We start from the raw sequence: 25,813 nt of genomic DNA on the forward strand, positions 1-25,813 counted from the left end.
ACCGTGTGCAGCAGTCCCATTCCGTCGGGATCTGGTGGCAGAAACTGTAACGCAATGGCGGTATCGGTGCATTCCCTTACCGAGGGCTGCTCTTTTCGTGTTCACCGCAATCCCGGCCTCCTACCGGTGCGGCAGACGGCTTGACGCTGTCGCGGGCTAGGTGTTTACTCGAGCAATCGAACATGTGTTCGAAACCGGTGGGTTACTGATGATGCTGGAGGTGCTGCTGTGACGGTGGCGATGGACCTGGAGCAACATCGAAAACAGCGTGCTGAACAGGTAGAACAGCTTCGTCGCAGGATAGCCGAAGTCTCCGACAGGATGGGCGCCGGACCCACCGGCGCAAGGAGTGCGCAGCCCTCGTCGCACCCGGAAAATAGTTTGCCAGCACCGGACGAAACGCCGCTCGGACCCGGCGCGGACACGTTGCCGGTACCGGTACTGGCGAAGGGGTCGGTGGCGGTGCTGTCCGGGGCCCGGTCGCTCGGACTGCAGTTGGTGGCCGCAGCCACCGCCGCGGGTGGGCACGTGGCCATCGTCGGGCAACCCGATATCGGTCTGCTGGCGGCGGTCGAGATGGGTGCCGACCTCAGTCGGATCGCGGTGATACCCGATCCGGGGCCGGACCCGGTGGAGGTGGCCGCGATCCTGCTCGACGGTCTGGATCTGGTGATGTTGGCATTGCACGGCCGGTCGGTGCCGATCAGCCGGGCGAGGGCGGTGACCGCACGGGCCCGACAGAAGGAGTGCACGCTCCTGATCACCGACGGGGACTGGCAGGGGGCATCGGTCCGGTTGGATGCCAGGGTGCACGGCTACGACATGGCCGCCGCGGGTCCCGACGGCCCGGTGCCGGGCCGGGGACGGATAGCCGGGGTCCGGTTGGCCACCCGAACCAGAGGGCGGATGCCCGGCCGACCTCTCCTTGCCGCGGGGGGCTGACGTGTCCAGGGTGCTGGCGCTCTGGTGCATGGATTGGCCCGCGGTCGCCGCGGCCACCGCGGCCGGACTGGGTGCCACCGACCCGGTGGCGGTGACCCTGGCCAACCGCGTCATCGCATGCTCGGCGGCGGCCAGGGCCGCCGGGGTGCGCCGCGGCCTGCGCCGCCGGGAGGCTCAGGCGCGCTGTCCCCAGTTGCATGTCGCCACCGCGGATCCCGCCGGGGACGCCAGGCACTTCGAGGCGGTGACCGCCGCGGTCGATGACGTGGTGCCGCGGACCGAGGTGTTACGGCCGGGACTGCTGGTGGTGTCCATCCGCGGGGCCGCCCGCTATTTCGGTTCCGAACAGGCCGTCGCGGAACGGTTGGTCGATGCGGTGGCCGCGGTGGGTGCGGAATGTCAGACCGGTATCGCCGACCAGCTGGGCACCGCGGTCTTCGCGGCCAGGGCGGGCCGGATCGTCGAACCCGGTCAGGACGCGGCGTTTCTGTCCGCGCTGTCCATCCGACAGCTGGCCGCCGAACCGAGTCTCGCCGGCCCGGGTCGTGAGGAATTGGCAGATCTGCTGTGGCGGATGGGGATTCGGACCATCGGCCAGTTCGCCGAGCTGTCCCGGACCGATGTGACCTCCCGGTTCGGTGCCGATGCCCTGCAGGCACACCGGTTCGCCCGCGGGGAGGCCGACCGCGGCCCCTCGGGACGTGAACTGCCCGCAGATCTGGACGTGGTCATGAACTGTGACCCACCGATCGACCGGGTGGATGCCGCGGCCTTCGCCGGCCGTTCGCTGGCCGGTGAACTGCATCGCAGCCTGGAGTCTGCCGGTGTCGGCTGCACGCGGTTGGCCATCCAGGCCGTCACCACCAACGGTGAAGAGCTGAACCGGGTCTGGCGATGCGCCGAGCCGCTGACCGAGGATGCCACCGCCGACCGGGTGCGCTGGCAGCTGGACGGCTGGCTGGCCCGACGGCATGGCGGGCAGGGGCCCACCGCGCCGATCACGGTGCTGCGTCTGCATCCGGTCGAAGTGGTCTCGGCAGGGGCGCTGCAACTTCCGCTGTGGGGGTCCTCCGGTGATGACGACCGGTTGCGGGCCCGCCGGGCATTGGTACGGGTGCAAGGTCTGCTGGGATTGGAGGCGGTGCGGGTGCCGGTGCTCAGCGGTGGCCGGGGCCCCGCCGAGCGCATCACCTTGACCGCACTCGGAGACGAACCGGTGCCCCGGTTCGACCCCGAGCAACCCTGGCCCGGTCAACTGCCCGAACCGTCACCGGCGGTGCTGCTCGATGATCCGGTGGAAGTACTGGACGCCCAAGGCGAACCGGTCCGGGTGACCCGGCGCGGGATGTTCTCCTCGTATCCGGCGCGGCTGGAATCGGCCAGCCACGGAGGGGATCTCACGTGGTGGGCCGGTCCGTGGCCGGTCGACGAACGCTGGTGGGATCCGGCGAGTGCGAAATCCGGGCACACCGCCCGAGCCCAGGTGCTTACCGCGCCCGGGCGGGCGATGTTGTTGTGCTACCGCCAACGCCGGTGGTACGTGGAGGGCATCTACGAGTAGCGCGCGGCGAACGGCCCGACCCGTTCGACATAGCGATCGAAGAATTCGGCCGGATCGACCTCGACCCCGATGCGGGCGTTGGGTTCCCGTCCCCAGTGGCCGCGCCAGTCGACCACGGTCATCGCCCTGGTGAGGGTACCGGTCAGCTCGACATCGACGGTCGCCTCGCGGCAGCGGACCAGATCCGGATCCAACGCGACCGCGGCCGCCAGCGGATCGTGCAGATGCGCCAGATACCCCTCGCCCTGGTCGAAGTGGAACTCGAAGTAGAACCGCATGGCGTCTTCGAGAACCCGGATCACCGGATTGGCCGCCGTCGACCGCGTGCCCCGGTCGTCCAGGACGCTCAACGGTGCCGAAGGCGAACCGGCCGCGGCGGACAGTCGGGCCAGGACGGACGGTGTCATCGCGATGTGCTCGGTGATGTTGAGGCCCAACACAATCGGTAGATGCGTCGGAGTGCTCAGCCCCCAGGCGGCACTCCACACCGCAAACACCTCGGCGGCGGCCTCCGGGTCGACATGGGTGTTCCACTCGGCCACCGGGGTGGTGTTACCACGGTAGTCGAAGGCGCCACCCATGATCACCAGTCGCCGCAGCAACCGGGGGAGTGCGGGCTCCACCCGCATGGCCAGCGCCAGATTGGTCAACGGTCCGGTGGCCAGGCCGATGAGCTCACCGGGATGTGCGCGGGCCGCCTTCACCCAGGCGTTCGCAGCGTCATGCTCGGTGAGCACCCGGTCACCGGCAGGCAGGGTGGCGTACCCGAGACCTTCGGGTCCATGGGTGTCCTCACAGGTGCGCAACGGGATGCTCAGTGGCCCCGCGGCGCCCGTGGACACCGGGATGTCTGCCGCATCGAACAGATCCAGCAGTCGCAGGTTGTTGATGCTGACCTGCTCGACCGGGACATTGCCCGCCGTCGAGGCGATACCGACCAGCTCGGCGTCGGGGCTGGCCAACAGATAGGCCAGCGCCATCGCATCGTCTACGCCGGTATCGACATCGGCGAACACCGGCTGGCGCGTCTGGGGCCCTGTCACGTCACCACGATAGGTGTGGCCCGCTACCAGTGCACACCCGGAATCGCTCGGACCGCGCGCTTGACCGGTCGCGGCATCCGCACAGCGCGCACAGCGCGCGCCGGTCGCCGGGGCTGGCGGGCTGGCACGGCCACCTCTTCCTCGGGTGCCTGGCCGCGGGCCGCTGCGGAATCCGGGTAACCCAGATAGAGCTGATGCAGCACGCGCCGGGACAGTCGTGGCGTGAAGTAGGTGCCCAGATCGGCCAGCGTGCCCAGTGGGGTGTCGATGCGTGACGGCTTCTCGATCAGCCCGCGCACCACCATCGCCGCGGCGTGCTCAGCGGTGATGGGTGGAACCGGATTGAGCCGGCGCGATGGCGCGATCATCGGGGTGCGCACCAACGGCATGTGGATGTTGGTGAAAGTGATGTGATCGGACAGTGTTTCGGTGCCGACCACTTCGGAGAACGCGTCAAGGGCCGCCTTGGTCGGCAGGTAGGCGCTGTACTTGGGGCTGTTGGCCTGCACGCCGGCGCTGGACACGTTGACCACGTGTCCGAACCGCCGTTCCTGCCAGTGCGGCAGCAGCGCAAGCACCATCCGCACGGCGCCGAAATAGTTGACCGCCATCACCCGCTCGTAATCGTGCAGCCGGTCGGTCGAGGCCGACACCGACCGCCGGATCGACCGGCCGGCATTGTTCACCAGGTAGTCGACGTGGCCGAAGCGCCCGAGGATGTCCTTGATCGTGTGCTCCACCGAGCCGGAATCGGTGACGTCGCAGGTGAATGCGTGGGCGTCCCCTCCCTCGGCGCGGATCTCGGCGATCAGTTCGTCGAGTGCATCGGCGTTGCGGGCCAACGCAAAGACCGTGGCGCCGCGGCGTGCCACGGCGACGGCCGAGGCACGCCCGATACCGCTGGACGCACCGGTGATCACGACATGCCTGCCCACCAACGGGCCTTGCGGGTCATCGCGACGGGCGCGGTCCGGGTCGAGATACTGTGCCCAGTAGCGCCACAATTTCGGTGCGTACGAGGCGAAGTCGGGCACCTCGATGCCGGTCCCCGCGAGTGCGGACGTGGTGCGGTCGGCGACGAACGTCGGTGCGAGATCGACGACATCGAGGATCTCGGCGGGCACCCCGAGTTGGGTGGCCGCCATATTGCGCACGATCTTGGCGCGACCGGTCGCCTTGAGGACGGGGGCCACGGCGGTCCCGGGCAGTGAACCGACCAGCGGTGGCAATCCGGCGGCCTTGGCCACACCACGGTAGATACCGCGCAGCCCAATGGTTTTCGAAGCCGTCAGATGGAACGTGCGGCCATCGCCGTCGGCGATGTGCATCAGGTGGACCATGGCGTCGACCACGAAGTCGACCGGGACGATATTCGTCCGACCGGTATCGGGCAGCACCATCGGGGTGAAGCCGGGCAGTACAGCGAGCTTGGCCAGGATGGGAAAGAAGTAGTACGGCCCGTCGGCCTTGTCCATCTCGCCGGTGCGGGAATCGCCGACCACCACGGCCGGGCGGTAGATCCTCGCCCGCAGGCCGGCTTCGGCGCGCACGAGTGCCTCGGCCTCGAACTTGGTTTGGTGATACGGGGTGGGCAGATACTGGCCGACGTCGAAATCGTCCTCGGTGTACTCGCCGACGAAATCGCCGGCCACCGCGATCGAGGACACGTGGTGCAGGGTCGCTCCCCATGCGCGGGCTGCCGCGATGACCGCGCGGGTGCCCTCGACATTGGCGGCGCGCTGGATGCCCTCGGGTGCGGTCATGTCATAGATCGCGGCACAGTGCACGACGTGGTCGACGGGGTCGACCTCGGCGCCGTCCAGACCCAGATCTGGAGCTGTCAGGTCGCCTACCAGCGCATTCACCCGCGGACCCCACCCCGCGGTGAGCCTTTCGAAGCGGTGCAGCGATCCGCGTCGCACGAGCACCGAGACCCGCGCGTCGGGATCTCGTGCCAGGAGTCGGGCGATGACCCGACTGCCGATAAACCCGGTACCGCCGGTAACGACATAATGCATGTCGGTCATAGTCGTCTGCCTGGCGGCGTACGTCAACAGTGGGTTTTCGGGACTCGCGTCATATTCTCGCGATGAGCGTCGCTCGATGTCAGACTGCCACGACCACGGGGCAACTTCCCCGGGGCACCTGCCCGCGAAACGGGTTGACTGCTCGGGAAAATGCCCGGCCAGGAGGGCTACATTGGCGAGCGAACGAAGTCAACGAAGGCGAATGGGGCCCTGCCGATGAGCATCGCATTTCTCATCACCACTCTTGTTGTCGTGGCCACCCCTGGAACCGGGGCCGTCTACTCGATAGCGACCGGGCTCGCCCGCGGAGCCAAGGCCGGCATGGTTGCGGCTTTCGGGTGCACACTCGGCGTCTTACCTCACATGATTGCCGCGATCACCGGGCTGGCTGCACTGCTCAACTCCTCGGCAGTCGCGTTTCAGACGGTCAAGTGGGTTGGTGTTGCGTACCTGCTCTACCTGGCTTGGCAGACCTTGCGCGATAAGTCGGTTCTCGACGTCGGTGACATCGGGCAACCACCCGCCTCAGCGTTGCGGATCATCGCCACCGCCATTCTGATCAACCTCCTCAACCCCAAGCTGACCATATTTTTCTTCGCGTTCCTGCCCCAGTTCGTTCCCGTAGGGACGCCCAATGGCACCTTGCTGATGGTCGGACTCAGTGCGGTGTTCATGGCGCTCACCTTCGTGGTGTTTGCGCTCTACGGCGTCTTCGCCGCCACCATGCGCGCACAAGTCATCACTCGACCCAAAGTCGTTGCGTGGCTGCGCCGCACGTTTGCCGCCACCTACCTGTTGATGGCAGGCCGGCTCGCGTTCGAGAGCCGTTAGCGCCGACCCAAGATCTGGTCGACCGTGACCGCCGCTACCAGTAGGCAGGCCAGTCACTAACCCCACTGCAACTGATGGCCTACCGAGGAAATCTCTGCTGCTGATCGAATCCCGTTTTCGTCGAGCATGGTCTGCGTGTCGAGACCATCGGATACGGTGGCGAAGACTTTCCGAGGGCTCGGAACACGCGATTTCGTGATGGTCAGCCCTGGGGCGGCCTCAGCGCAATCGCCCGCGGCTGGTTTCATGCTGCTCACCTCCGCGCCGCAGGCTGTTGGCGCAACGGGCAGCCGTACCAGCCACGCAACACCGCTCCTCGCCGCCGCGCACCACTTCGTCGATCGGCAGACCAGGATCAACGCCGCCCGTCATCAACACGGTAGAACCATCGCGGCCCAACAACGCCGCAGGGACGTGGGTGGGAGCATGACACGGTGACCGACCCTGCAAAGAAGGGGACGAACCCCGATCCACTCACGCACAAGGCGCTCGCGCGGTGGGCCGCCGAATGCGCAGAGCGCGCGCTCCCGATCTTCGAGACCACTCATCCCGGCGATGCTCGACCGCGCACGGCCATCGGCACACTGCGAGCCTGGATCGAAGACAAAGTCCCCATGACCGCATGCCGCAGTGCAGCGTTCGCAGCCCACGCCGCTGCACGCGATGCCGAACAAGCCGGTGATCCCGCAGCTGTAGCAGCCGCGCGAGCAGCAGGTCAAGCAGCAGCGGTCGCACACATGGCCAACCACGCTCAGCACGCCGCAACCTACGCGGCCAAAGCCGCCGGCCTGCACGCCTCCGACAGCCAGAGCAACCAAGCCGAACGCGACTGGCAATGGACCAACATCGACCCAGAGTTTCGCCCGCTGGTATTCCCGAAGAGCATTCACCAGCCGCGTGACTCGGGCTAGGAACTTTTCATCTCGCCCGACTCGACCGTACCCACCAAAACCGCACTGGGGCTTCCTCAGTCTGGGGCCGCTACCGGGGCAATTCTTGTCGGGAACCCACGTTCGCATGCAGTGAGGCCATAGTCTCCCCATACGATCCAGGCAATGAAGACGCCTCATTTACCGTCTCGTCATATCGGACAAACCGGCTTGGTGTTGTTCACGACGAGTTTCTGGGTCGAGGGCAGTCAACCTTGGTGACAAGCAACAGGCTGTCGATGAAGGAGGACCTGCATGGTGACGATCCCACTGCACCACGAACGCTATGGTGCCGCTGAGGGAGCGACACCTCTGGTGCTCGTCCATGGCGGCGCAGGCAGCATCCAGACCGACTGGGAATTCGCTATACCAAGGTTTTCTCGCGACAGAGTGGTATTTGGCGTCGATTTACAGGGCCACGGCCACACCCCGCACGTCGACCGGGCCTACACATTCGAGAACTCCGCCGACGACATCGCCCACTTGGTGCGAGAGCTGGGATTCGACTGTATCGACATCATGGGCTTCAGCAATGGAGGTCCTACCGCTCTGCGGTTTGCACAGCGCCACCCGGAGTTGGCTCACCGAGTCGTTGTCGCGTCGGGAATGACTCGACGAGACGGAATGGTCGACGGCTTCTGGTCCAACTTCGAGGACCCGCAAGTTGAAGACATGCCAAGCGATCTCGCCAATGCCTATCGCCGAATCAATCCTGACCCTGACGATCTGCGGCGCATGTTCGAACTCGACATTGCCCTCATGCGCGGGTTCGTGGACTGGAAAGATGAAGAAATGGCCGCAATCAAGTCACCCGTTCTCTTCATCGGGGGAGATCGTGATGTGGTCACTCCGCAGCATGTGGTTTCGATGGCTGCGGCGGTGCCAGACGGACGGCCATTGGTGATGCCGGCGGGCCATGGCGACTACCTGGGCATGTCCCATCTGAACGAGCTCGACTCCGATCTTGCTGACGCCTGCCTCACAATCGTTCGACGGTTTCTATCCGAGTAGTCCGAAGCCGAAAGAGGTCCTCATGGCACGGGCTCCACCTGGGTCTTGGTTTCTGAGGATTCGAGCTCGTTCAGTTCCCGGCTCACCCGGAGTACGGCCCTCCTTGGGAATGCAAGTCGGCAGCGACGTGGAAAACGACTCCCCATCGACGAGCTCGTTCGAAGAGTCTGCCACCGATGAGATCCCGCCACTCCCTGCGGGACTAGGTGGTCCGTGCGAGCCAGATGGTGCGCCGCCCGCAGGTCGGGTCTTCGGCAGCGTGAGCGATGACCGCGAAGCCGTTGTCGGCGAGCAGAGTGCGGTATTCAGCCGGGTCGAGGCTGGCGTGGTAGAGCGGTTCGCCTCGGTAGTTGCCGATCTGTTCGCCGGCTGATGGGCCGGTGTTGAACATGAGCGCGGCGCCAGATGCCGCGTGTCGCGCAATGATCGGGAACATGCTCCGTTGATGGTGTGGTGAAAGATGAAAGAGGCTGTCCCATGCGATGATCCCACCGTATCGGCCATTGAGCGCCAGCGAGCGCATGTCGGCGACATCCCATCGATGGTCCGGGAAGCGCGTCCTGGTCATCGTGATCATTTCACCGGAAGAGTCGACCCCGTGAAGCCGGCATCCCTGATTGATCAGGTACTGGCCGATCGGCACTGCTGTCCCGCAGCCCACGTCCAGGACGGTGCGACACTGATCGGGTAAGCACGCCACGAATCGGTCCAGCCACGCGCGTTCGATCAGCCGGTCACCCCGGTCACGCGCCCACGCCTTGGCGTGACGGTCGTACAACGTGATCACCTGATCGGCGTCGGGATGCTCGTCAACCACACTGCCCAGTATGGCCAGGTCGAACGTGGAGCTCCGGCTGATCGGCTGGCGAAAACCGCCAGATGGCGGATCGCGGATGTGGCACCGACGAGGCGACGATCAGGTGGTGACAACACGGTTCGAGAAACCATCCATTACCGCACGCACGATGCGTCATGCGTCCAGAGGCGGCCACTTCACCAGCATCGACACGGCGCGGGTTCGGACACGGGGCAGTCGACTGCTGGCCACCGTCGCCGTTGCGTGCGGGTTGTTGGCGTCGACTGCCGGAGTGGCCCATGCAGACGATGTAAAGCCGGATGCGGCCACTCCTGTCGCGGGTCCGGTGGCCAAGGACGGTGTCCGCACCGCGAAGCCCGGAATCGTCAACGGGGGGACGTCAAAGATTCGCGTGGCTGGATCGGGAAAGCCTGTGGTCCCGGTTGGCGGGGTGGTGCGGGAATCGCAGCGCGCAGTTCCCGCTATCAAGGGCGGCTCGGGGGCCTTCCGGCCTGGGCCGTTCCGAAGGAGCCCAGCGCTCGGGAAATGGTAGAGCAGCCAAACTGGGTTTCCGATCGTGCGCGCAGATGTGCTCAGTCCCCGGCACGGTCTGCGTTCGCGTGGATGGCGTCGCGACAATACGCTGCCAGGCCCGGTAAACCGAACGTATCATCGTATGTTGCAACGTAATTCGGGTCACTGACGTACTGATCGCCGAGATTGCGGTGGAAGGCCGGCGGGCAGTCGTAGAACCAGCGATTCACGTGGAGCCGGTGCTGCTCGGCGGCATCCATCGCTTCGTTCGAGTCGGCGGCCAGGCCCGCGCGGAAGGCATCGGCCAGTGCTTTCTCGACGGCGGTTCCTTCTGCCTTGATCTGAATCCATTCGGCCTTGCCGTAGGTCTTGGCGCGGCGCTGCGATTCCTGCCACTGCGGGGTCTGTCCCCACTTCTGCTCGGCCTCGGCCTGGTAGTCGTCGAAGCCATCGCCGAACAGTTCACGCATGTCCTCGTCGGTCATGGGGGTATTCGTCATCGCTTTCTCCAATGCGTGATCGATTGCCGTGATGAGGTCCCGCATCTCGTCGAGTCGGGACATGACGCGCTCGCGCTGCCGTTTCAGGTGGCTGACCTCGTTGCCCTCGGCCAACAGTCGAGCGATCTCGTCCAAGGACAGTCCGAGCCGGCGGTAGACGATGACCTGGGACAAGCGGGTCAGGTCACCCGGAACATAGACCCGGTATCCCGAGGCCGTGCGCCGGGCCGGGGTCAACAACCCGATCCGGTCATAGTGGTGAAGCGTGCGGACCGTGATACCGAACCGCTGCGCGACCTCACCAACGGTGAGTTCGTCCATCTGCACCTCCTGCGTCACGCCCACGAGCTTGGCGCCTCACGTCGCGTCAGGGTCAAGTGTTCCGGGCCACCTGTGTCGCGCAACGCACGGCGCGGAGCAATCGGGCCGACCGGTAAGGTAAGCCTTCGTTCATAAGGGCCGGCGGGGCGGTCCGAGTCGAGTCGAGACAGGGGATATCCGTGTCGTTGTACACCCGCGCGCTCAGTTTCTTCGTGGTCGCGCTGCTGACCGCAGGCGCGGCCATCGCGTGTGGCGCATCGGAGACGGTGGAGAAGACGTCCGTCGACGCATCCGGTGAGGGACGGACCACCTACCCGCTGACCATCGAGAACTGCGGGATGACGCAAACGTTCGACGCCGTACCGTCCCGGGTGGTGTCGCTGGACCAGGGGTCGACGGAATTGCTCCTTTCGCTCGGGTTGGCCGATCGCCTCGTGGGCACGGCCTCGTGGACCGACCCGGTGCGCGAGGACCTCGCGGAGGCGAATGCCGGAGTCACCCGGCTGGCCGACAACGCCCCCACCTATGAGGCCGTCATGGGCACCAATCCGGATTTCGTCACCGCATCGTTCGGGCGCCACCTCAAGGAGCAGGGCGGTGTCGCAACCCGTGACCGGTTCGCCGAGACCGACATCGATACCTACCTTTCGCCTACCGATTGTGAAGCAGGGGTATCGATCAACGGCGGAGGCAAGCGCTCGACACCCCTGACGATGGACTCGCTCTACCAGGAGATCACCGAGCTGGCCGCCGTCTTCGACGTGCCCAGTCGCGGTGAGCGGTTGGTCAACGAGCTCAAACAGCGGGTTGCCGGTGCCACCGCCAAGGCGGCTGACTCGGACCGGACGATCGCGTTCTGGTTCGCCGACACCAAGACCCCCTATATCGGTGGCGGCATGGGGGCGACGAACCTGATCGCGCAGACCGTCGGCGCGCAGAATCCGTTCCGGGACATCAAGGATGACTGGAGCCCACTGACGTGGACATCGTTGGTGGAGCGCAACCCCCAGGTACTCGTTCTCGGCGACCTCGCCCGCAATCGCTTCCCCGGCGACCGCCTGGAGGACAAGAAACAGTTCCTCGCCACGGATCCGGTCACCGCCGTTCTCCCGGCCGTCGCCGGTGAGCAGTACGTCGCGTTGCACGGCGCCGAGATGAATCCCTCGATCCGCATCGTCGACGGCATCGAGAAGCTGGCCGACTGGCTCGCGGCGAACCCGCAGTAGCCCTCCGCACCATGAACTTTCGTACCGTTGTCGATCGTCGACCCGGCGTGGCGACCGCCGCACTGCTCACCCTCGGCGGGGGAGTGCTGCTGTTCTCCATGCTGGCCGCCATCTCTCTTGGCGGGGAGGGGATCAGCCTTGTCAATGTTCGCGACATCCTTGGCAACCACCTTCGGTTCACCGATATCGACGTCATGGCCTACAAGGACGCGATCGTCTGGCAAGACCGGGTGCCTCGCACGGTGGTCGCCGCCGCCGTCGGCGCCGGGCTGGCCATCTGCGGCGTGATCCTGCAGTCGTTACTGCGTAATCCGCTCGCCGACCCCTTCCTGCTCGGTATCTCTTCGGGAGCGTCCACCGGCGCCGTCGTGATCGGGATCCTCGGCCTCGGCGGTTCGGTGCTCGGCCTCTCGGGTGGCGCTTTCGTCGGGGCACTGGTGTCGTTCGGTACCGTGCTGCTGCTGGCCCAACTCGCCGGCGGCAGTACCGACCGGGTCATCCTGGCCGGCATCGCGATGACGCAATTGTTCTCCGCCCTCACGTCATTCGTGATCTTCGCCTTTGCCGACTCCGACGAGACCCGGGGAGTGCTCTTCTGGCTGCTCGGATCCCTTGAGGGTGTCCGCTGGGACGATGCCTGGTTGACCGCAGCGGTCACCGTGGTGGGCCTCGCCTGCTGCTGGGCCGCGGCCAGAGCGCTGGACGCGTTCAGCTTCGGTGACGAGGTCGCCGCATCGCTGGGGATCTCGGTGACGCAGGTGCGCGGCGGTCTTCTGGTGCTGACGGCGGTGGTCACCGCCGCACTGGTCAGCGTCGCCGGTGCGGTCGGATTCGTCGGACTGGTCCTTCCGCACGCGGCCCGGTTTCTGGTCGGACCGGGACACACACGTCTGGTCCCGGTCAGCGCATTGCTGGGGGCGATCTTCCTGGTATGGGTGGATGCCCTGTCACGGTTGGCATTCCACCCCACACCGCTTCCGCTGGGCGTCGGTACGGCACTGATCGGTGTTCCCGCGTTCGTCGCGATCATGTTCTCCAGAAAGGGCAGAGCATGACGCTGCACGCAGATCGGGTGAGCTGGGACCGCGGCGGCACCCTCGTCGTGGACGGGGTCAGTGTGCGCCCGGAGCAGGGACACACGGTGGGATTACTCGGGCCCAACGGTTCGGGTAAGTCATCGCTGCTGCGGTTGCTCTCCGGATATGTCACGCCCACCTCCGGTGTGGTCGAACTCGACGGACAGGACATCGCGGGCCTGCGTCGTCGCACGGTCGCCCGCCGGGTTGCGGTGGTGGCACAGCAGGTCGACACCGATGTCGACCTGACGATCGGTGCGATCGTCCGGCTGGGCAGGCTGCCGCATCGGGGCACCTTCGGTGCCGACCGGGCGGTCGATGATGCGGCCGTCGCCGCCGCATTGGCGCAGACGGGTCTTGCCGAGATGGCGGATCGGCTGTGGCACAAACTCTCCGGCGGTGAGAAGCAACGTGTGCAGATCGCCCGGGCCCTGGCCCAGGAACCACGCGAACTGCTCCTCGACGAACCGACCAACCATCTCGACATCCACCATCAGCTCGAGTTGATGTCCCTGATCGCCCGGTTGCCGGTCACCTCCATCGTCGCGATCCACGACCTCAACCTCGCGGCGATGTTCTGTGACCACCTCATGGTGCTGCAGAACGGTCGTGTCGTCGCCGCGGGCACCCCGCGAGAAGTATTGACCGCCGACCTCATCGGCGAGGTGTATCGAGTCCGTGCCCATGTCATCCAGACCCCGACGGGATTGAACATTCAGTTCTTGCCGAATGACCACGGCGTATCGGAATGACCGACGCCGGCGCACGGCGACCGGGTTTGATCCGGGAGTTCATCCGAGCGAGCCCGGCGGTCCGGTTGCTCGTTCTGACCCAGCTCGCCTTCAACGTCGGATTCTTCATGGTGTTGCCCTATCTGTCGGTGCACCTGAGCTCCGATCTCGGACAGGCCACCGCCGTGGTGGGGGTGGTGCTCGGATTGCGGACCGCTTCCCAGCAGGGCATGTTCTTCATCGGTGGCGCGATCGCCGATCGCATCGGCACCAAACCGGCCACGCTGACCGGTTGCGCGATCCGGGTGGCCGGCCTGCTCACGCTGGGTCTGAGCACATCACTGACCGGTGCCGCGATCGGTGCGGTTCTCACCGGTTTTGCCGCAGCCCTGTTCTCACCGGCGGTGGAGGCGGCGCTGGCGCGCGCCTCGGCCTCACCCGACGATCCCGACCGCGTGTCGACGTCCCGGTTGGATGCGTTCGCGCTGTTCAACGTGTTTGGGCAGATCGGCGCGTTCACCGGTCCGCTCATCGGCGCACTGCTCCTCGACGTGAATTTCGCGACCGTCGCGGTGACCGGCGCGGTGGTGTTCGTCGTGATCGGTCTGGCGCATCTGCGCTGGCTGCCCGACGAACGCCCATCACCGACAGATCGGGCCGTCCTGCACGGTTTCGCCAGCATCATCCGAAACCGCGCGTTCCTCTGGTTCGCCACCGTGTTGGCCGTGCAACTGGTCGCTTATAACCAGCTCTACCTGCTCTTGCCACTCGAACTCGACCGCGGGTGGGGCGACCAGCAACCACTGGGTGCTCTGCTGGCGTTGTCCTCGGTCGTCGTGGTCGTCGCACAGCTGCGGGTGGCGGCATGGACGAGCCGCCGTCCGGTTGGTCGCGCGCTTCGTGCCGGCTTGCTCCTGACCGCGGTCGGGACCTTGTCGGCGGCCGCCGCGGCAGCGGTCGGTGGGCGCCCCGCCGTGCTGGCCGGGACCGCTGCCTTCGTGCTGTTGATGGCACTGGGGCAGATGATCATTTCTCCCGCCGCTCGTGCCGCGATCCCTGGTTTGGCAAGGGAACAGCATCTGGGGTCCTACTACGGGATGTACGCATCCATCGGCGGAATCCTGGTGTTGCCCGCCTCGGCGGCGCTGGGCGCGGTCGTGGACGCGGTGCCCGACACCGGCGCGGGCCGGGCAGCACCATGGCTGGCAACGGCGCTGGTGCTGGCAGTGGCCGCCACCCTGGTGCAGCGGATAACCGGTCGTCCATCGGCGCCCTGATTGTGCGCGGTCCGGCAATCGGTAGTGCTAGCCGGTAAGTGCCGTGACAGTCAGCGGCAGTGACACGGGCTGATGAAGTTGCGAAAATTCTGCGATGGGGAGCAACGCGCACGACCCGCTCTTTCGTTGGCGTGACAATCCGGTCACCCGACGATCGCTGTTGGCCGGGCTCGGCGCCGTCGGCGTCTTCGCCGCGGTCGATCTCGGCAGCATCGCCGCGGCCAAGGGCTGGATCGGGTGGGGCGCCTCGCTCACCCGGCAGTCGTTCATCGACGGTTTCACCACCGTGTACGGCAGGCACCCCGGATTCCGCCGCAACCATGCCAAGGGCCTCGCACTGACCGGATATTTCGACAGCAACGGTCGCGGCACGGAATTGTCCACAGCGGAAGTGTTCACGGCCGGGCGTACCCCGGTCGTCGGCAGGTTTTCCCTCGCCGGCGGTAATCCGTTCGGTGCCGACACCCCGGGTGCCGCCCGCGGCCTGGGCCTCGCCTTCGGGTTTCCCGGGGGTGAGCAGTGGCGTACCGCGATGCTGAACACCGCGGTGTTCCCGGACAACTCGCCGCAGGGCTTCTACGACCGGCTTCTCGCGTCGAAACCTCAGCCCGACACCGGCAAACCCGATCCCGAGGCCATGAAGCGGTTCTACGCGGCACATCCCGAGACCGTGGCGGCCACCGCGGTCAACAAGCAGCACCCGCCGACGACGGGCTTCGCCGACAGCATCTTCTCCAGCCTGAACGCCTTCATGTTCGTCGATGCCGTGGGGGAGCGCATGCCGGTGCGTTGGTCACTACATCCCGACCAATCCGCGCTGCCGCCCGGGCGCGGGGACAATGGACTGTTCGATGCGGCCGCGCGACAGCTCCGATCGGGGCCCCTGAGCTGGCGGCTGCTGTTGACCGTCGGTGAGCCCGGCGACCCGACCGACGATGCCACCCTGCCCTGGCCTGCCGAACGCCGGTCCATTGAGGCAGGCACGGTCACGCTCACCGGCGCATCGACCGAGGCGCCGGGCAACGCCCGCGATGTGAACTTCGATCCGTTGGTGCTGCCCGACGGTATCGAACCATCCGGTGATCCTCTGCTGAGTGCACGATCGGCGGTGTACGCCGCCTCGTACCGCGCCCGTGCCGGTGAGGCGTATTCGACCCCGGCCGTCGTCGTCACGGCGGACCGACCGTGAGCGCTTTCGTGCGGCACCGGTTGCGTACCCGGGTTCTGCACTGGGTGACAGCGGTTCTCGTGTTCGGCACCCTGTTGATCGGTTTCACCATGACCGTCCTGCTCGGCCCGTACGCGGCGTTGCTGGCCGTGCACATGACGCTGGGTGCGGTGATCCTGGTGATCGTCGTGGCGCGAATCGCGAACCGGTTCACCCACCGGGCGCCGGCACTGCCGAACACGGTGCCTCCGGCGGAACGGGTGCTGGTGTTCGGTTCGGAGATCGCGATGTATGTGGTGCTCGTCTGCCAACCGCTCGTCGGTTGGGCGATGGTGTCGGCATCCGGTCGCCCGGTCGTGCTGTTCGGCAGCTTGCGTCTGCCGAGGATCGCGCCATTCGACGCCGATCTGTATTCGATTCTGCGACAGACTCATTCCGTGCTCGCCTATACACTGGTCGTGTTGATCGCCACGCATGTCAGCGCGGTGCTGTTGCACACGCTGACGCTGCGCGACGGGATGCTGAAGCGAATGACGTTCTAGGACGCCCCGGTCGGGTGATCGGCGCGCGTGTCTACCCGGGCCGGACGGCAAGCCAGAGCAGGTGACCCAGCGTGGCGGAGAAGGCCTCGTCGCGGGCGGGGTCACCGTGGGCCAGCTGATCCAGGATGGATGCGCGGGTGGTGACCAACATGAGCCGCCCCAGCTGTGTGGGGTCGAGCGCATCGGAAATGTTGCCCACCCGCTGTTCGGCCGAGATCCGTGCGGCCATCTGGGAGACGTATTCGCGCACAAGGGTCTCGATTCCGGCGGCGGCGTCCGGATCCCGGTCGGCAATGTCGAACACCGCAAGCCAGGCGACGCGGTGTTCGCGGCCCTGCGCCATCAATGTGCGCACGATGTCCACCATGTCCTCGGGGCCGCCCCAGGTGGGTTCGCCCCACCATCGGTCGGCGGCGGCGCGGGCCGCGGTCATCGCGGGGGTGGCCAGTCGGAATGCCAGCTCGGTCTTGCTCGAAAAGTATTGGTAGAACGTGGATCGTGATACGCCGGCCGCGTCGATGATGTCGTTCACCGCGATATCGGGCAGGCGCTGGCCCGCGCGCAGCAGGGCGGCCGTGGCATCGAGGATCTGCTGTTCGCTGGTGGTGCGACGCTGCCGCGGAGCAGCCGCACGTCGGGTCGGCGCCATGGGTGAAAACTCTAAGCCACGATTCCTTGCGCGCTTAATCGAACATAGTGTACGAATAAGAAATGACAATGACGTCGGATGTGACGCAGGAGAAGACGTTCTGCGGCATCTGTGAGGCATCGTGCGGATTGGTCGCGACGGTGGCCGACGGTCGGCTCGTCGAACTGCGGCCCGACCCCGACCACCCCTCATCGCGAGGTTTCGCCTGTTCCAAGGGTGTGCAGTTCGGCAAGGTGGTCGATGACCCGGACCGGGTGACCGTACCGTTGCGCCGCACCCCCGCCGGCGAGTTCGAGGCCGCCAGTTGGGATGAGGCGTTCGACGATATCGGCACGCGGCTGCGCACGATCCGTGACCGGCACGGCACCGAGGCGATCGGTGTCGCGTGGGGTAACCCGATCGCCTGGAACTACTCGGCCACCGTCGTCATGAACGGCCTGGCCGCGGCGTTGAAGACCAAGCATCACTACACGTCGGCATCGATCGACGTGAACAACTACTGGGCCGCCGCCGACATGATGTACGGCAACTCGACCGTCAACCCGCTACCCGATTTCGCGGCAAGCGATTTCGCGCTGATCGTCGGCGCCAACCCCGTCGTATCCCACGGCAGTCTGGTCACCACGGGCCGCATCCGCGAGGTGCTGCGCGACATTCCCCGGCGAGGTGGTCGTGTCGTGGTGGTGGACCCACGCCGCACCGAGACGGCCCGCCTCTTCGAACATGTGGCGATCAAACCCGGTGCGGACGCGTGGCTGCTGTTGGCGATGCTGCGAGTGATCTTCGACGAGAATCGCCATGATGCGGTTGCACTGGCGCGGCAGACAACCGGCATCGAGGGTCTGCTTCGCCTTGCCGGCAAGATCGACCTGGCTCGGGCCGCCGCGGAGACCGGTATCGACGTCGAGGCCATCACCGAGCTGGCGCGGGCGCTTGCTGCCGCTCCGGCCGCCAGCGTGTACGGCCGCTGCGGTGCGTCGTTGGGGCAGTACTCCACACTGGTCAAGTACCTGCTCGACGCGCTGGCCATCGTCACCGGGAACTTCGACCGGCGCGGCGGCATGGTCCTGGGTGATCCGATGGTGGATTTCGAAACCCTCGGCGCACGGTTCGGGATCGCGGGGAGGGGGCGTTGGACGACGCGCGTGGACGGCGTGCCCGAGGTGATGGGCACCTCGCCGTTGGCCTGTCTGCCGCGCGAGATCACCACGCCGGGGCGCGGCCAACTGCGGGCACTTATCGCGATGTCGAGCAATATGGTCACCAGCGCACCCGAAAGCTCCACCACCGCCGGTGCATTGGCGCAGTTGGATCTGATGGTGTCGCTGGACCCCTACGTCACCGAGACCTCGCGGCTGGCGCACTGGATCCTGCCGCCGACGCTGTGGCTGGAACGCGAGCAACTCCCGGTGTTCACCCAGGCGCAGTCCACCGTGCCCAATGCCCAATGGGTGAAGCCGATTCTGCCGCCGCGAGGACAGTCCCGCGACGATTGGTGGATTCTCGACCAGATCGCACGGCGCATCGGCATCGTACCGTCGGTGGCTCCCGTCGCGAGAGTGCTGGGGCGGGTGGGATTCCGTCCTTCACCGTCGACAATCACGGACTGGGTGCTGCGTACCGGTCGCCACGGTGACCTGTTCGGCCTACGTCGCTCCGGACTCAACAAGGCCACATTGCTCGCCCACCAGGGTGCGGTCAAACTCGCCGACGCCTGCCCGGTCGGGGTGTTGGAGCGCAAGTTGCACACCCGCGATCACCGCATCCATCTGGATATTCCGGAGCTCGCCGCCGAGGTCGACCGGATGGTCGCCGACGCCGGTGAGGTACCGGGATTTCCGCTGCGGCTGTTCAGCATCCGCGAGCTCCGGTCGCACAACTCGTGGCTGCACAATGTGCCCGAGCTGATGGTCGGCAGGCGTCGTTGCCACGCGGTCATCCATCCCGAAGATGCGAGCACTGCCGGTGTGCACGACCACGACGACATCGTGGTGACCTCGCCCTGGGGGCAGGTGCGGGTGCCGGCGCGGGTCAGTGACGACGTCGCGGTCGGCGCGGTCGGGATGACCCACGGTTGGGGACACGACGGACTGTGGAAGACCGCCAAGGCTGCCGGTGGAAGCAGTTACAACCTGTTGACGCCCAACGGCGCCGACCACATCGACCGGCCCTCGGGCAACGCATTCTTCAACGGTATCCCGGTGTCTGTCGCCGCGGTCGAGTCGGTGACCTGATGGCCTTCGTGATCACCCGGTCGTGCTGCAGTGACGCGCTGTGTGCGGCCGTCTGTCCGGTCAACTGCATCCACCCCACGCCCAACGACCCCGATTTCGGGCATGCCGAGATGCTCTACATCGATCCGCAACGATGCATCGACTGCGGCGCGTGCGCCGACGTCTGCCCTGTCGATGCGATCTTCGCCGACGACGAACTTCCGCCCGCTGAGGCCGCCTATGCCGCCATCAACGCCGACTACTTCGGCAAGGCCGAGCATCCGGCAGCACCGGCTGTACCGCCGGCGACACCCGTGCCAACCAGCGCAGCGCTTGCCGTCGCGGTGGTGGGCGCCGGTCCGAGCGGCTTCTACGCCGCCGCAGAACTGCTCGATGCGGGCCCAGAGGTCACCGTCACTCTGATCGACAGGTTGCCCACGCCCTATGGTCTGGCACGAGCCGGGATTGCGCCCGATCACCAGGACACCAAACAGATCACGACGACCTTCGCCGCCACCGCCGCGCACCCTCGCCTGAAGTGCCACTTCAATGTCGAGGTGGGCACGGCTATCAGCCTCGATGACCTACTCGCGCATCATCACGCGGTCCTCTACGCCGCGGGAGCTCCCGTCGGCAGGCAACTGGGTGTGCCGGGCGAGCATCTGCCCGGCAACTTCACCGCGGCCGAGGTCGTCGGTTGGTACAACGGTCATCCCGACCACGCCGACACCATCGTGGCTGCCACCCATCCGACGGCTGTGCTCGTCGGCAACGGCAATGTCGCGCTCGACGTCGCACGTGTCCTCCTGCTCGGCGGCCGGATGGGGCATACCGATATCGCCGACCACGCCCGGGATGGTCTGGCTGACGGTGCAGTTCGCGAGGTCGTCATTCTGGGCCGCCGCGGCCCGGAACACGCCGCCTTCAGCTTCAGTCAACTGCTGGCACTGACCCACCTCGACGGAGTCGATATCATCGTCGACCCCACCGATCTCGTCGACGTCGTCACGCCGCCCGATCGACCACACCCGGCTGCGTTCGCCGGCGAGCAGAAGCTCGCGCTGTTGCGCGAGCTCGCCACCCGTCGCCCCCGGCACGACAGGCGAATCCACCTCAGGTTCTCGGCATCACTGCACGCCGTGTCGGGCTCAGACCGAGTCGAGACCGTCACCATCGTGTCCGCCGCACAGGGTGAGTCATCGCTCGCCGCCGGCATCGTGGTGTCCTGTATCGGATTCGATGCCCGGCCGATCGACGGGCTCGCCTTCGACAACGGCGCCCAACGCATTCCCAACCAGGGTGGCCGCGTCCTCGACTCCGCGGGCCAGGTCCTCACCGGCCGCTACGTGACAGGGTGGGCCAAGCGGGGTCCGAGCGGAGTCATCGGCACCAACAAGCTGTGCGCCGCCGAGACCGTCGCCGCGCTGCTCGACGATCATCGACAAGGCCTGCTGCCGACGCCCCGTGATCTGCCTCAGTCCTTTGTCGACACGCTCGACGGCAGCTCGATCGCCCATGTCGATCGGGGTGGTTGGCAGCGCATCGACGAGCATGAGCGCCGCGCGGGACGCGTATCCGGGCGGCCACGGCGTAAGTCGGTTCGCCGCAGAGAGATGGTCGAAATCGCTTATCTGGAAGAGGAAATCAGATACCACGAACAACCGGTCGATAAACCCAGGAGAAACTCATGACGCGCCGAGGACTGCTCACCAAGGATCGCTTCGCCCCCGTCGTTCCCGTGCACGCACCGGCCTACCAGATCACACCCACCATCGACTTCGGTGATGTGGACATGCTGTCCATCACCTACCTGACCGACGCGGACAGTGCCGCATCGATCATCCCCGATGCGTTGGAACTCGATGACCAGCCGGTGGTCACGCTGTCGTTTCTGAACTACGGGATCAGCGGCGCGGGCTCCTACCGTGAGGTGGTGCAGAGCATCGCCTGCAGTCATGGTGGTCAGTCCGTGGGCTACGTCCCGCACATCTATGTCACCAACGAGCCGGCGATGATCGCCGGGCGGGAATGGCTGGGTTGGCCGAAGATGCTGGCCGACATCACCTTCTCCACCCACACCACCACGCTGGACGGTCTGATCACCGCCAGGTTGGAGCGTCCCGCCGGCCTCGACCTGGCCGTAGCCCAGTTCGTTCCCACCCAACGGCTCGACAGCCAGGTCCTGACCGCCGCGGGCGATAACGTGACGATGAACCTGCGCGTGATCCCGTCACCGATCCCGGGCCAGGCACCGTCGATCACCGAGCTCGTGCCGTCCACGATGACGGCGCTGTCTGGTGAGGTGTGGGCCGGCCAGGGCAGCGTGCACTTCAGCGGTGCCTCAGAATTCACGCCCCTGCACCGATTCCCGGTCGTCCAGACCCTCGGTGCGATGCTCATTCGCCGTGCCGATATGCGGCTGACCGCACCCACCGAGACCTACCCGCTGTGATGCGGCAGGACCCCGAATCACGCCCGCTCCACGCCCGGATGTGCAGCGCTCCCACGGTCGAGGCCGGTCACGCTGGGAGAGCGGTCAGGCATGTGTCGACGATGAGATAGGCAGCGACGCCGAAAATCAGAACGGCGAACCAGCGGTTGAGACGTTGCGTATCCAGTCGGACCCCCCAATGCCCGGCGAGAAGGGACCCGAGGATGGCCGTGGCGGCGAATGCGGCGGCGATGGACCAGTCGATCGGTGTCCCGAGATGGGACACGACTCCGGCGGCCGAATTTGCGGTGATTATCAGCAGCGATGTGCCGATGGCGGTGGGCATCTCGACACCGAGTAGCAGGACCAGGGCCGGGATGATGAGGAACCCACCTCCGACGCCGAACGCGCCGGTGAGCAGCCCGACGAGGACGCCGACCGGGATGGAGCGTCCGGCGCAGCGCCGCCAATCGATGCGGCCGTCGGTGAGCTGGCACGCCGTTCCCGTGCTGTCTCCACCCCGCAGCATGCGCACGCCGGCAATCACCATGATGAGGGCGAATCCGACGGTCAATACGTTCTGGGGGAGGTGCTTGCCGATCGTGGTTCCCACAACCGTCGCAGGCATACCGGTCAGGGTGAAGATAGCCACCAATCTCCATTGCACCTGACGGTGCCGGATCTTCGGCAGCGCGCCGACCGCCGATGCCAACCCGACCACGATGAGGGACAGCGGGATCGCCTGCGCGAAGCTGAGTCCCAGCACATAGACCAACGCCGGCACGGCCAGGATCGAACCACCGCCGCCGAGCAGGCCGAGCAGCACGCCGATGACCGCACCCAGCGCCAGCGCCAGTGCGACGGTACTCACGGCGCCGAGACCAGGGGTTGTGTGAGCGGAATGATCATCGCGAATCCTTCGGGCCGGGGCCGGGCTCTACGCCAGCCCCTTCAACATCAAGTTCCAATACATCAGTGGTAACCCGTGCTTCTTGACGTACCAATAGGGCCGGTGCGGCACGCTCGGGTCGAGCAGCGGAAAGCTCGGTCTGAGCGTGAGGTCGTAGTCGAATTCCGCCAGCAGCATGGACTTTGACGACGTGACGATGGGGCATGACGAATACCCGCCGTAGTTGGCCGTCGCGGCCCGCCCGTTCAACACCGCGTCGATGTTGTGCACGACCACGGGTGCCTGCTTTCGGATTGCCGCGCCCGTCTTGGAGTTCGGCGTCGACGCCACGTCACCGAGTGCGAACACGTTCGGGTAGCGCACATGCTGCATGGTGTGTTTGTCGACGGCGACGTATCCGTTGGCGTCCTTGACAGACAGCGGGCTCGCCTTGATGAAATCCGGCGCCGACTGCTGGGGGACAGCGTGCAGGAAGTCATAAGACATTGTCGTGGTGCCGCTTTCACCGGCGATCTGCACGGTACGAGCCGACGGGTCGACAGCTGTCATCTCGGAGTTCACATGAAGCGAAATCCCGTAATCGTCGATGACCTTGTCCAGGCTGTCGGCGATGGACGTGATCCCGAACGGTCGCGGTGTGGGCATGATCAGATGGACGTCGATGTCATCGAGAACCCCCTGCTTGCGCCAATAGTCGCTGGCCAGGTAGGCGATCTTCTGAGGGGCACCGGCACATTTGATGGGTCCGCTCGGCACCGTGAACACCGCGGTGCCGGATCGGAGTCCCCGAATCATCTGCCAGGTGCGGGGAGCCAGATCGTAGCGGTAGTTGGAGGAAACCCCATCGTGTCCGATGGCACGGGACAGACCGTCGGTTTTGCTCCAATCCAGCTGGATACCGGGGCAGACGACGAGCGCATCGTATCCGTGGACGGACCCGTCGGCGCATGTCACGGAGTTGTTGTCGGGATCGAAGGTGCGCACGCTCTGTTTGATCCACGTGGTGGATGGTGGAATGACCGAGTGCATCGGTCTTTGCGTGCTCGCGGCGCGCGCTTGTCCGCCACCGACCAGGGTCCACAGGGGTTGGTAGTAGTGGGTGTCGGACGGTTCGATCAGTGCGACATCGCTATACCCCCGGCGGTGTAACCGCGCCGCGACCGTGATGCCTGCCGTTCCCCCTCCGATGATGAGGACACGATGCGTGGTGACATTCGACATGGATGTGAACCCCCTCGGTGATCAGGCGTGCTGATGCGACTCGGCCCAGGCGCCGTAGCCGCCGAGGATGTCGCTGACGTCGGTGAAGCCCTCCCTGCGCAGCAGGCTGGCCGCGGCCGACGAGCGATAGCCGCCGGCGCAGTACACGACGGTCGGTCGTTGCGGATCCAGCTCGTCGAGCCTTCCCGGCAGATCGCCGACGGGAATGTTGAGCGCCTGGGCGACTGCCCCATCTGCCACTTCGGTCGGTTTGCGGACATCGACCACTTGCAGGTCCGGGATCGACGTGATGCGCTCGTCGAACGCCGCAGCGGTCAATCGGGATGCTGTCCGAACCTCCTCGGCATGGGTGAACATGGCCTCTTCGGGATCAGCGAGATATCCGATCACGCGGTCGAACCCGATACGCGCCAACCGGTTCTTGCCTTCGCGCTCCTGTCCGGGGTCGGTCATCAGAACGATATCGGCGTCGTGGGGCAACACCGATCCGCCATACTCGGCATAGCGGCCGGCGAGACCGATGTTGATCGCGCCGCGCAGATGCCCGAGCGCGAAATCCTCCGCACTACGCGCGTCGACGAGGACCGCCCCGGCGGCCAGCGCCGACTGCACCTGGTCAAAGGACAACGCCGCGGGCATCTCGTCCTCGTCGAGCAGGGCCCGGTTCTTCCGGTTGAGTATCGCGTCATAGGCGAAGTAGCCCGGCGCGGGCGCCTGGCCCTCGGTGACCAGTGCCATGAAGGTGGCTTTGTCCGGTGCCCGGAGTGCGTAGTTCGTCGCTTTCTGCTCACCGATCGTCGATGACAGTTCGGTGGAGAGGTTCTTACCGCATGCCGAGCCGGCGCCATGCGCGGGGAACACTCGCGTCTGGTCCGGCAACGTCATGAGCTTGTCGTGCAGGGAGTCATAGAGCGCGCTGGCGAGTTCTTCGCGGGTGTGTCCGATCGAAGCCAGCAGATCCGGCCGGCCGACATCACCGATGAACAGCGTGTCGCCGGTCAGCACGCCGAATGGCTCTGTCTCCGCGGCATTCTCGAACACGACGATGCTCATCGACTCCGGTGTGTGGCCCGGTGTGTGGCGGAACTCCAGAATCACCTGGCCGAGTGCCAGCCGCTCTCCGTCGGCCACGCCCACCGACTCGAACTCGGTTTGTGCGACGGATGAGTAGACGATCTGCGCGCCTGTGGCCTCGGCGAGCTCTAGATGCCCGGAGAGGAAGTCTGCGTGAAAGTGCGTCTCGATCACCATCTCGATCGTCAGACCGAGGCGGTTGGCGTCTTCGACATAGGCCGAGACATCGCGCTGCGGATCAACCACGACCGCCCGGCCGGTGGTCTGATCGCCGATGAGATACGAGGCGTGCGAAAGGCATTCGAGATAGTACTGCTCGAAGATCATGATCTGGCTCCTTCTGTAGCCGGGTGTGAGCGCCCTGTGCGCGATCTCTTTTATACCCCTATGGGTATAGGAACGGCGGTCTGGGCGTCTGTATTCCGGCGGCGGTGTGCGCTATGCGACGGTCCCGGCGGACCCGTCGTCGCGGACGACGGCACGTCCGGTCGCCTGCCAGGCGGATATGCCTCCGGTCAGGTTCACCGCAGTGATTCCTGCTGTACACAGTGCGTCGGCGGCCTTCTGTGATCGGCCTCCGGATCGGCACATGACCACGACGGTCGATCCGCGGTAGCGCTCGGGAGTGAGTTCTGCCAGTGCGCAATGGGTGGCTGCGGGTGCGTGACCGGCGACCCATTCGAAGTCGTCGCGGACGTCGAGTAAGAGTGCCCGCCCCTGGTTCACCAGCGCCCGCCCCTGGTTCACCAGCGCTTCGGCATCGGCGACGTCGATCTGGGGTGCGACGGAACCTGTCATCA

The 25,813-nt window shown here is 66.0% G+C and carries 23 protein-coding genes; 14 read left to right on the forward strand and 9 right to left on the reverse strand.

The features are described from left to right. The first annotated feature begins 381 nt into the window (after window positions 1-381). Both imuA' and FBY28_RS19370 read left to right on the forward strand, forming a co-directional pair. Window positions 382-942 carry a DnaE2-dependent mutagenesis accessory factor ImuA' gene (gene imuA', locus FBY28_RS19365; RefSeq protein ID WP_216847823.1) on the forward strand — a complete coding sequence of 187 codons (561 nt, stop codon included), beginning with the start codon at window positions 382-384 and terminating at the stop codon, window positions 940-942. A 1-nt stretch (window position 943) separates the two neighbouring features. After that, window positions 944-2,503 (forward strand): DNA polymerase Y family protein, encoded by a 1,560-nt coding sequence (locus FBY28_RS19370; RefSeq protein WP_216847824.1) that lies wholly within the window; start codon window positions 944-946, stop codon window positions 2,501-2,503. On the opposite strand, the gene FBY28_RS19375 is transcribed toward FBY28_RS19370, so the two are convergent. Both FBY28_RS19375 and FBY28_RS19380 read right to left on the reverse strand, forming a co-directional pair. Then, the gene (locus tag FBY28_RS19375) at window positions 2,494-3,546 is read right to left on the reverse strand and encodes a nucleoside hydrolase (protein ID WP_286178269.1); all 1,053 of its coding nucleotides are present in this window, start codon (window positions 3,544-3,546) and stop codon (window positions 2,494-2,496) included. The two genes, FBY28_RS19370 and FBY28_RS19375, sit on opposite strands and share 10 nt — an antisense overlap. A 23-nt stretch (window positions 3,547-3,569) precedes the next feature. Further along, window positions 3,570-5,573, reverse strand: coding sequence for an SDR family oxidoreductase (locus FBY28_RS19380; RefSeq protein WP_216847825.1), 2,004 nt, complete (start codon window positions 5,571-5,573; stop codon window positions 3,570-3,572). Window positions 5,574-5,789: 216 nt separating this feature from the next. Between FBY28_RS19380 and FBY28_RS19385 the strand changes: the two genes are divergently transcribed. The 3 genes from FBY28_RS19385 (at window position 5,790) to FBY28_RS19395 (ending at window position 8,344) form a co-directional block, all read left to right on the forward strand. Beyond that, window positions 5,790-6,404, forward strand: coding sequence for a LysE family translocator (locus tag FBY28_RS19385; protein WP_141868961.1), 615 nt, complete (start codon window positions 5,790-5,792; stop codon window positions 6,402-6,404). A gap of 434 nt (window positions 6,405-6,838) precedes the next feature. Further along, complete coding sequence (locus tag FBY28_RS19390; RefSeq protein WP_216847826.1) at window positions 6,839-7,315, forward strand: putative immunity protein; 477 nt, start codon at window positions 6,839-6,841, stop codon at window positions 7,313-7,315. 273 nt (window positions 7,316-7,588) lie between these two features. Further along, entirely contained in the window at window positions 7,589-8,344 is a 756-nt protein-coding gene (locus tag FBY28_RS19395) for an alpha/beta fold hydrolase (protein ID WP_174241681.1), read from the forward strand. Between the two features lie 202 nt (window positions 8,345-8,546). Here the strand turns inward: FBY28_RS19395 and FBY28_RS19400 are convergent, their stop codons facing one another. Together FBY28_RS19400 and FBY28_RS19405 are read right to left on the reverse strand one after the other, a co-directional pair. Then, window positions 8,547-9,161 carry a class I SAM-dependent DNA methyltransferase gene (locus FBY28_RS19400; protein ID WP_141868962.1) on the reverse strand — a complete coding sequence of 205 codons (615 nt, stop codon included), beginning with the start codon at window positions 9,159-9,161 and terminating at the stop codon, window positions 8,547-8,549. 572 nt (window positions 9,162-9,733) lie between these two features. Continuing rightward, complete coding sequence (locus FBY28_RS19405) at window positions 9,734-10,513, reverse strand: MerR family transcriptional regulator (RefSeq protein WP_286178270.1); 780 nt, start codon at window positions 10,511-10,513, stop codon at window positions 9,734-9,736. A 161-nt stretch (window positions 10,514-10,674) separates the two neighbouring features. Here FBY28_RS19405 and FBY28_RS19410 point away from each other — a divergent pair, with 161 nt between their 5' ends. The 6 genes from FBY28_RS19410 to FBY28_RS19435 all read left to right on the forward strand — a co-directional run bounded on the left by FBY28_RS19410 (window position 10,675) and on the right by FBY28_RS19435 (window position 16,515). Next, on the forward strand, window positions 10,675-11,721 hold the full coding sequence (locus FBY28_RS19410; RefSeq protein WP_141868963.1) for an ABC transporter substrate-binding protein: 1,047 nt from the start codon (window positions 10,675-10,677) through the stop codon (window positions 11,719-11,721). Between the two features lie 11 nt (window positions 11,722-11,732). Next, complete coding sequence (locus FBY28_RS19415) at window positions 11,733-12,776, forward strand: FecCD family ABC transporter permease (protein ID WP_141868964.1); 1,044 nt, start codon at window positions 11,733-11,735, stop codon at window positions 12,774-12,776. Next, window positions 12,773-13,549 (forward strand): ABC transporter ATP-binding protein, encoded by a 777-nt coding sequence (locus FBY28_RS19420; RefSeq protein ID WP_141868965.1) that lies wholly within the window; start codon window positions 12,773-12,775, stop codon window positions 13,547-13,549. The genes FBY28_RS19415 and FBY28_RS19420 overlap by 4 nt, the downstream gene beginning before the upstream one ends. Further along, window positions 13,546-14,805, forward strand: coding sequence for an MFS transporter (locus tag FBY28_RS19425; protein WP_141868966.1), 1,260 nt, complete (start codon window positions 13,546-13,548; stop codon window positions 14,803-14,805). The genes FBY28_RS19420 and FBY28_RS19425 overlap by 4 nt, the downstream gene beginning before the upstream one ends. Window positions 14,806-14,899: 94 nt before the next feature. Further along, window positions 14,900-15,994 carry a catalase family peroxidase gene (locus FBY28_RS19430; protein ID WP_141868967.1) on the forward strand — a complete coding sequence of 365 codons (1,095 nt, stop codon included), beginning with the start codon at window positions 14,900-14,902 and terminating at the stop codon, window positions 15,992-15,994. Continuing rightward, the gene (locus FBY28_RS19435) at window positions 15,991-16,515 is read left to right on the forward strand and encodes a cytochrome b (RefSeq protein ID WP_141868968.1); all 525 of its coding nucleotides are present in this window, start codon (window positions 15,991-15,993) and stop codon (window positions 16,513-16,515) included. Before FBY28_RS19430 ends, FBY28_RS19435 begins: the two co-directional genes overlap by 4 nt. A gap of 31 nt (window positions 16,516-16,546) precedes the next feature. On the opposite strand, the gene FBY28_RS19440 is transcribed toward FBY28_RS19435, so the two are convergent. Beyond that, entirely contained in the window at window positions 16,547-17,164 is a 618-nt protein-coding gene (locus FBY28_RS19440) for a TetR/AcrR family transcriptional regulator (protein ID WP_160145510.1), read from the reverse strand. 68 nt (window positions 17,165-17,232) lie between these two features. Here FBY28_RS19440 and FBY28_RS19445 point away from each other — a divergent pair, with 68 nt between their 5' ends. The 3 genes from FBY28_RS19445 to FBY28_RS19455 are packed head-to-tail and all read left to right on the forward strand — an operon-like array spanning window position 17,233 to window position 21,829. Then, window positions 17,233-19,398 carry a molybdopterin-containing oxidoreductase family protein gene (locus FBY28_RS19445; RefSeq protein WP_216847827.1) on the forward strand — a complete coding sequence of 722 codons (2,166 nt, stop codon included), beginning with the start codon at window positions 17,233-17,235 and terminating at the stop codon, window positions 19,396-19,398. After that, window positions 19,398-21,068 (forward strand): 4Fe-4S binding protein, encoded by a 1,671-nt coding sequence (locus FBY28_RS19450; RefSeq protein ID WP_141868971.1) that lies wholly within the window; start codon window positions 19,398-19,400, stop codon window positions 21,066-21,068. The genes FBY28_RS19445 and FBY28_RS19450 overlap by 1 nt, the downstream gene beginning before the upstream one ends. Beyond that, a complete protein-coding gene (locus FBY28_RS19455; protein WP_141868972.1) occupies window positions 21,065-21,829 on the forward strand; it encodes an acetoacetate decarboxylase family protein in 765 nt (254 codons plus the stop codon). The genes FBY28_RS19450 and FBY28_RS19455 overlap by 4 nt, the downstream gene beginning before the upstream one ends. 67 nt (window positions 21,830-21,896) lie before the next feature. On the opposite strand, the gene FBY28_RS19460 is transcribed toward FBY28_RS19455, so the two are convergent. The 4 genes from FBY28_RS19460 to FBY28_RS19475 all read right to left on the reverse strand — a co-directional run bounded on the left by FBY28_RS19460 (window position 21,897) and on the right by FBY28_RS19475 (window position 25,811). After that, window positions 21,897-22,679 (reverse strand): sulfite exporter TauE/SafE family protein, encoded by a 783-nt coding sequence (locus FBY28_RS19460; RefSeq protein ID WP_141868973.1) that lies wholly within the window; start codon window positions 22,677-22,679, stop codon window positions 21,897-21,899. Between the two features lie 66 nt (window positions 22,680-22,745). Next, window positions 22,746-23,939, reverse strand: a complete 1,194-nt coding sequence (locus FBY28_RS19465; RefSeq protein WP_141868974.1) for an NAD(P)/FAD-dependent oxidoreductase — start codon at window positions 23,937-23,939, stop codon at window positions 22,746-22,748. A 21-nt stretch (window positions 23,940-23,960) separates the two neighbouring features. Continuing rightward, window positions 23,961-25,340, reverse strand: coding sequence for an MBL fold metallo-hydrolase (locus tag FBY28_RS19470; protein ID WP_141868975.1), 1,380 nt, complete (start codon window positions 25,338-25,340; stop codon window positions 23,961-23,963). 111 nt (window positions 25,341-25,451) lie between these two features. Further along, window positions 25,452-25,811 carry a rhodanese-like domain-containing protein gene (locus FBY28_RS19475; RefSeq protein ID WP_141868976.1) on the reverse strand — a complete coding sequence of 120 codons (360 nt, stop codon included), beginning with the start codon at window positions 25,809-25,811 and terminating at the stop codon, window positions 25,452-25,454. Window positions 25,812-25,813: the final 2 nt, after the last annotated feature.

Source organism: Arthrobacter sp. SLBN-53 (assembly GCF_006715585.1).
Lineage (GTDB): Bacteria > Actinomycetota > Actinomycetes > Mycobacteriales > Mycobacteriaceae > Mycobacterium > Mycobacterium neoaurum_A.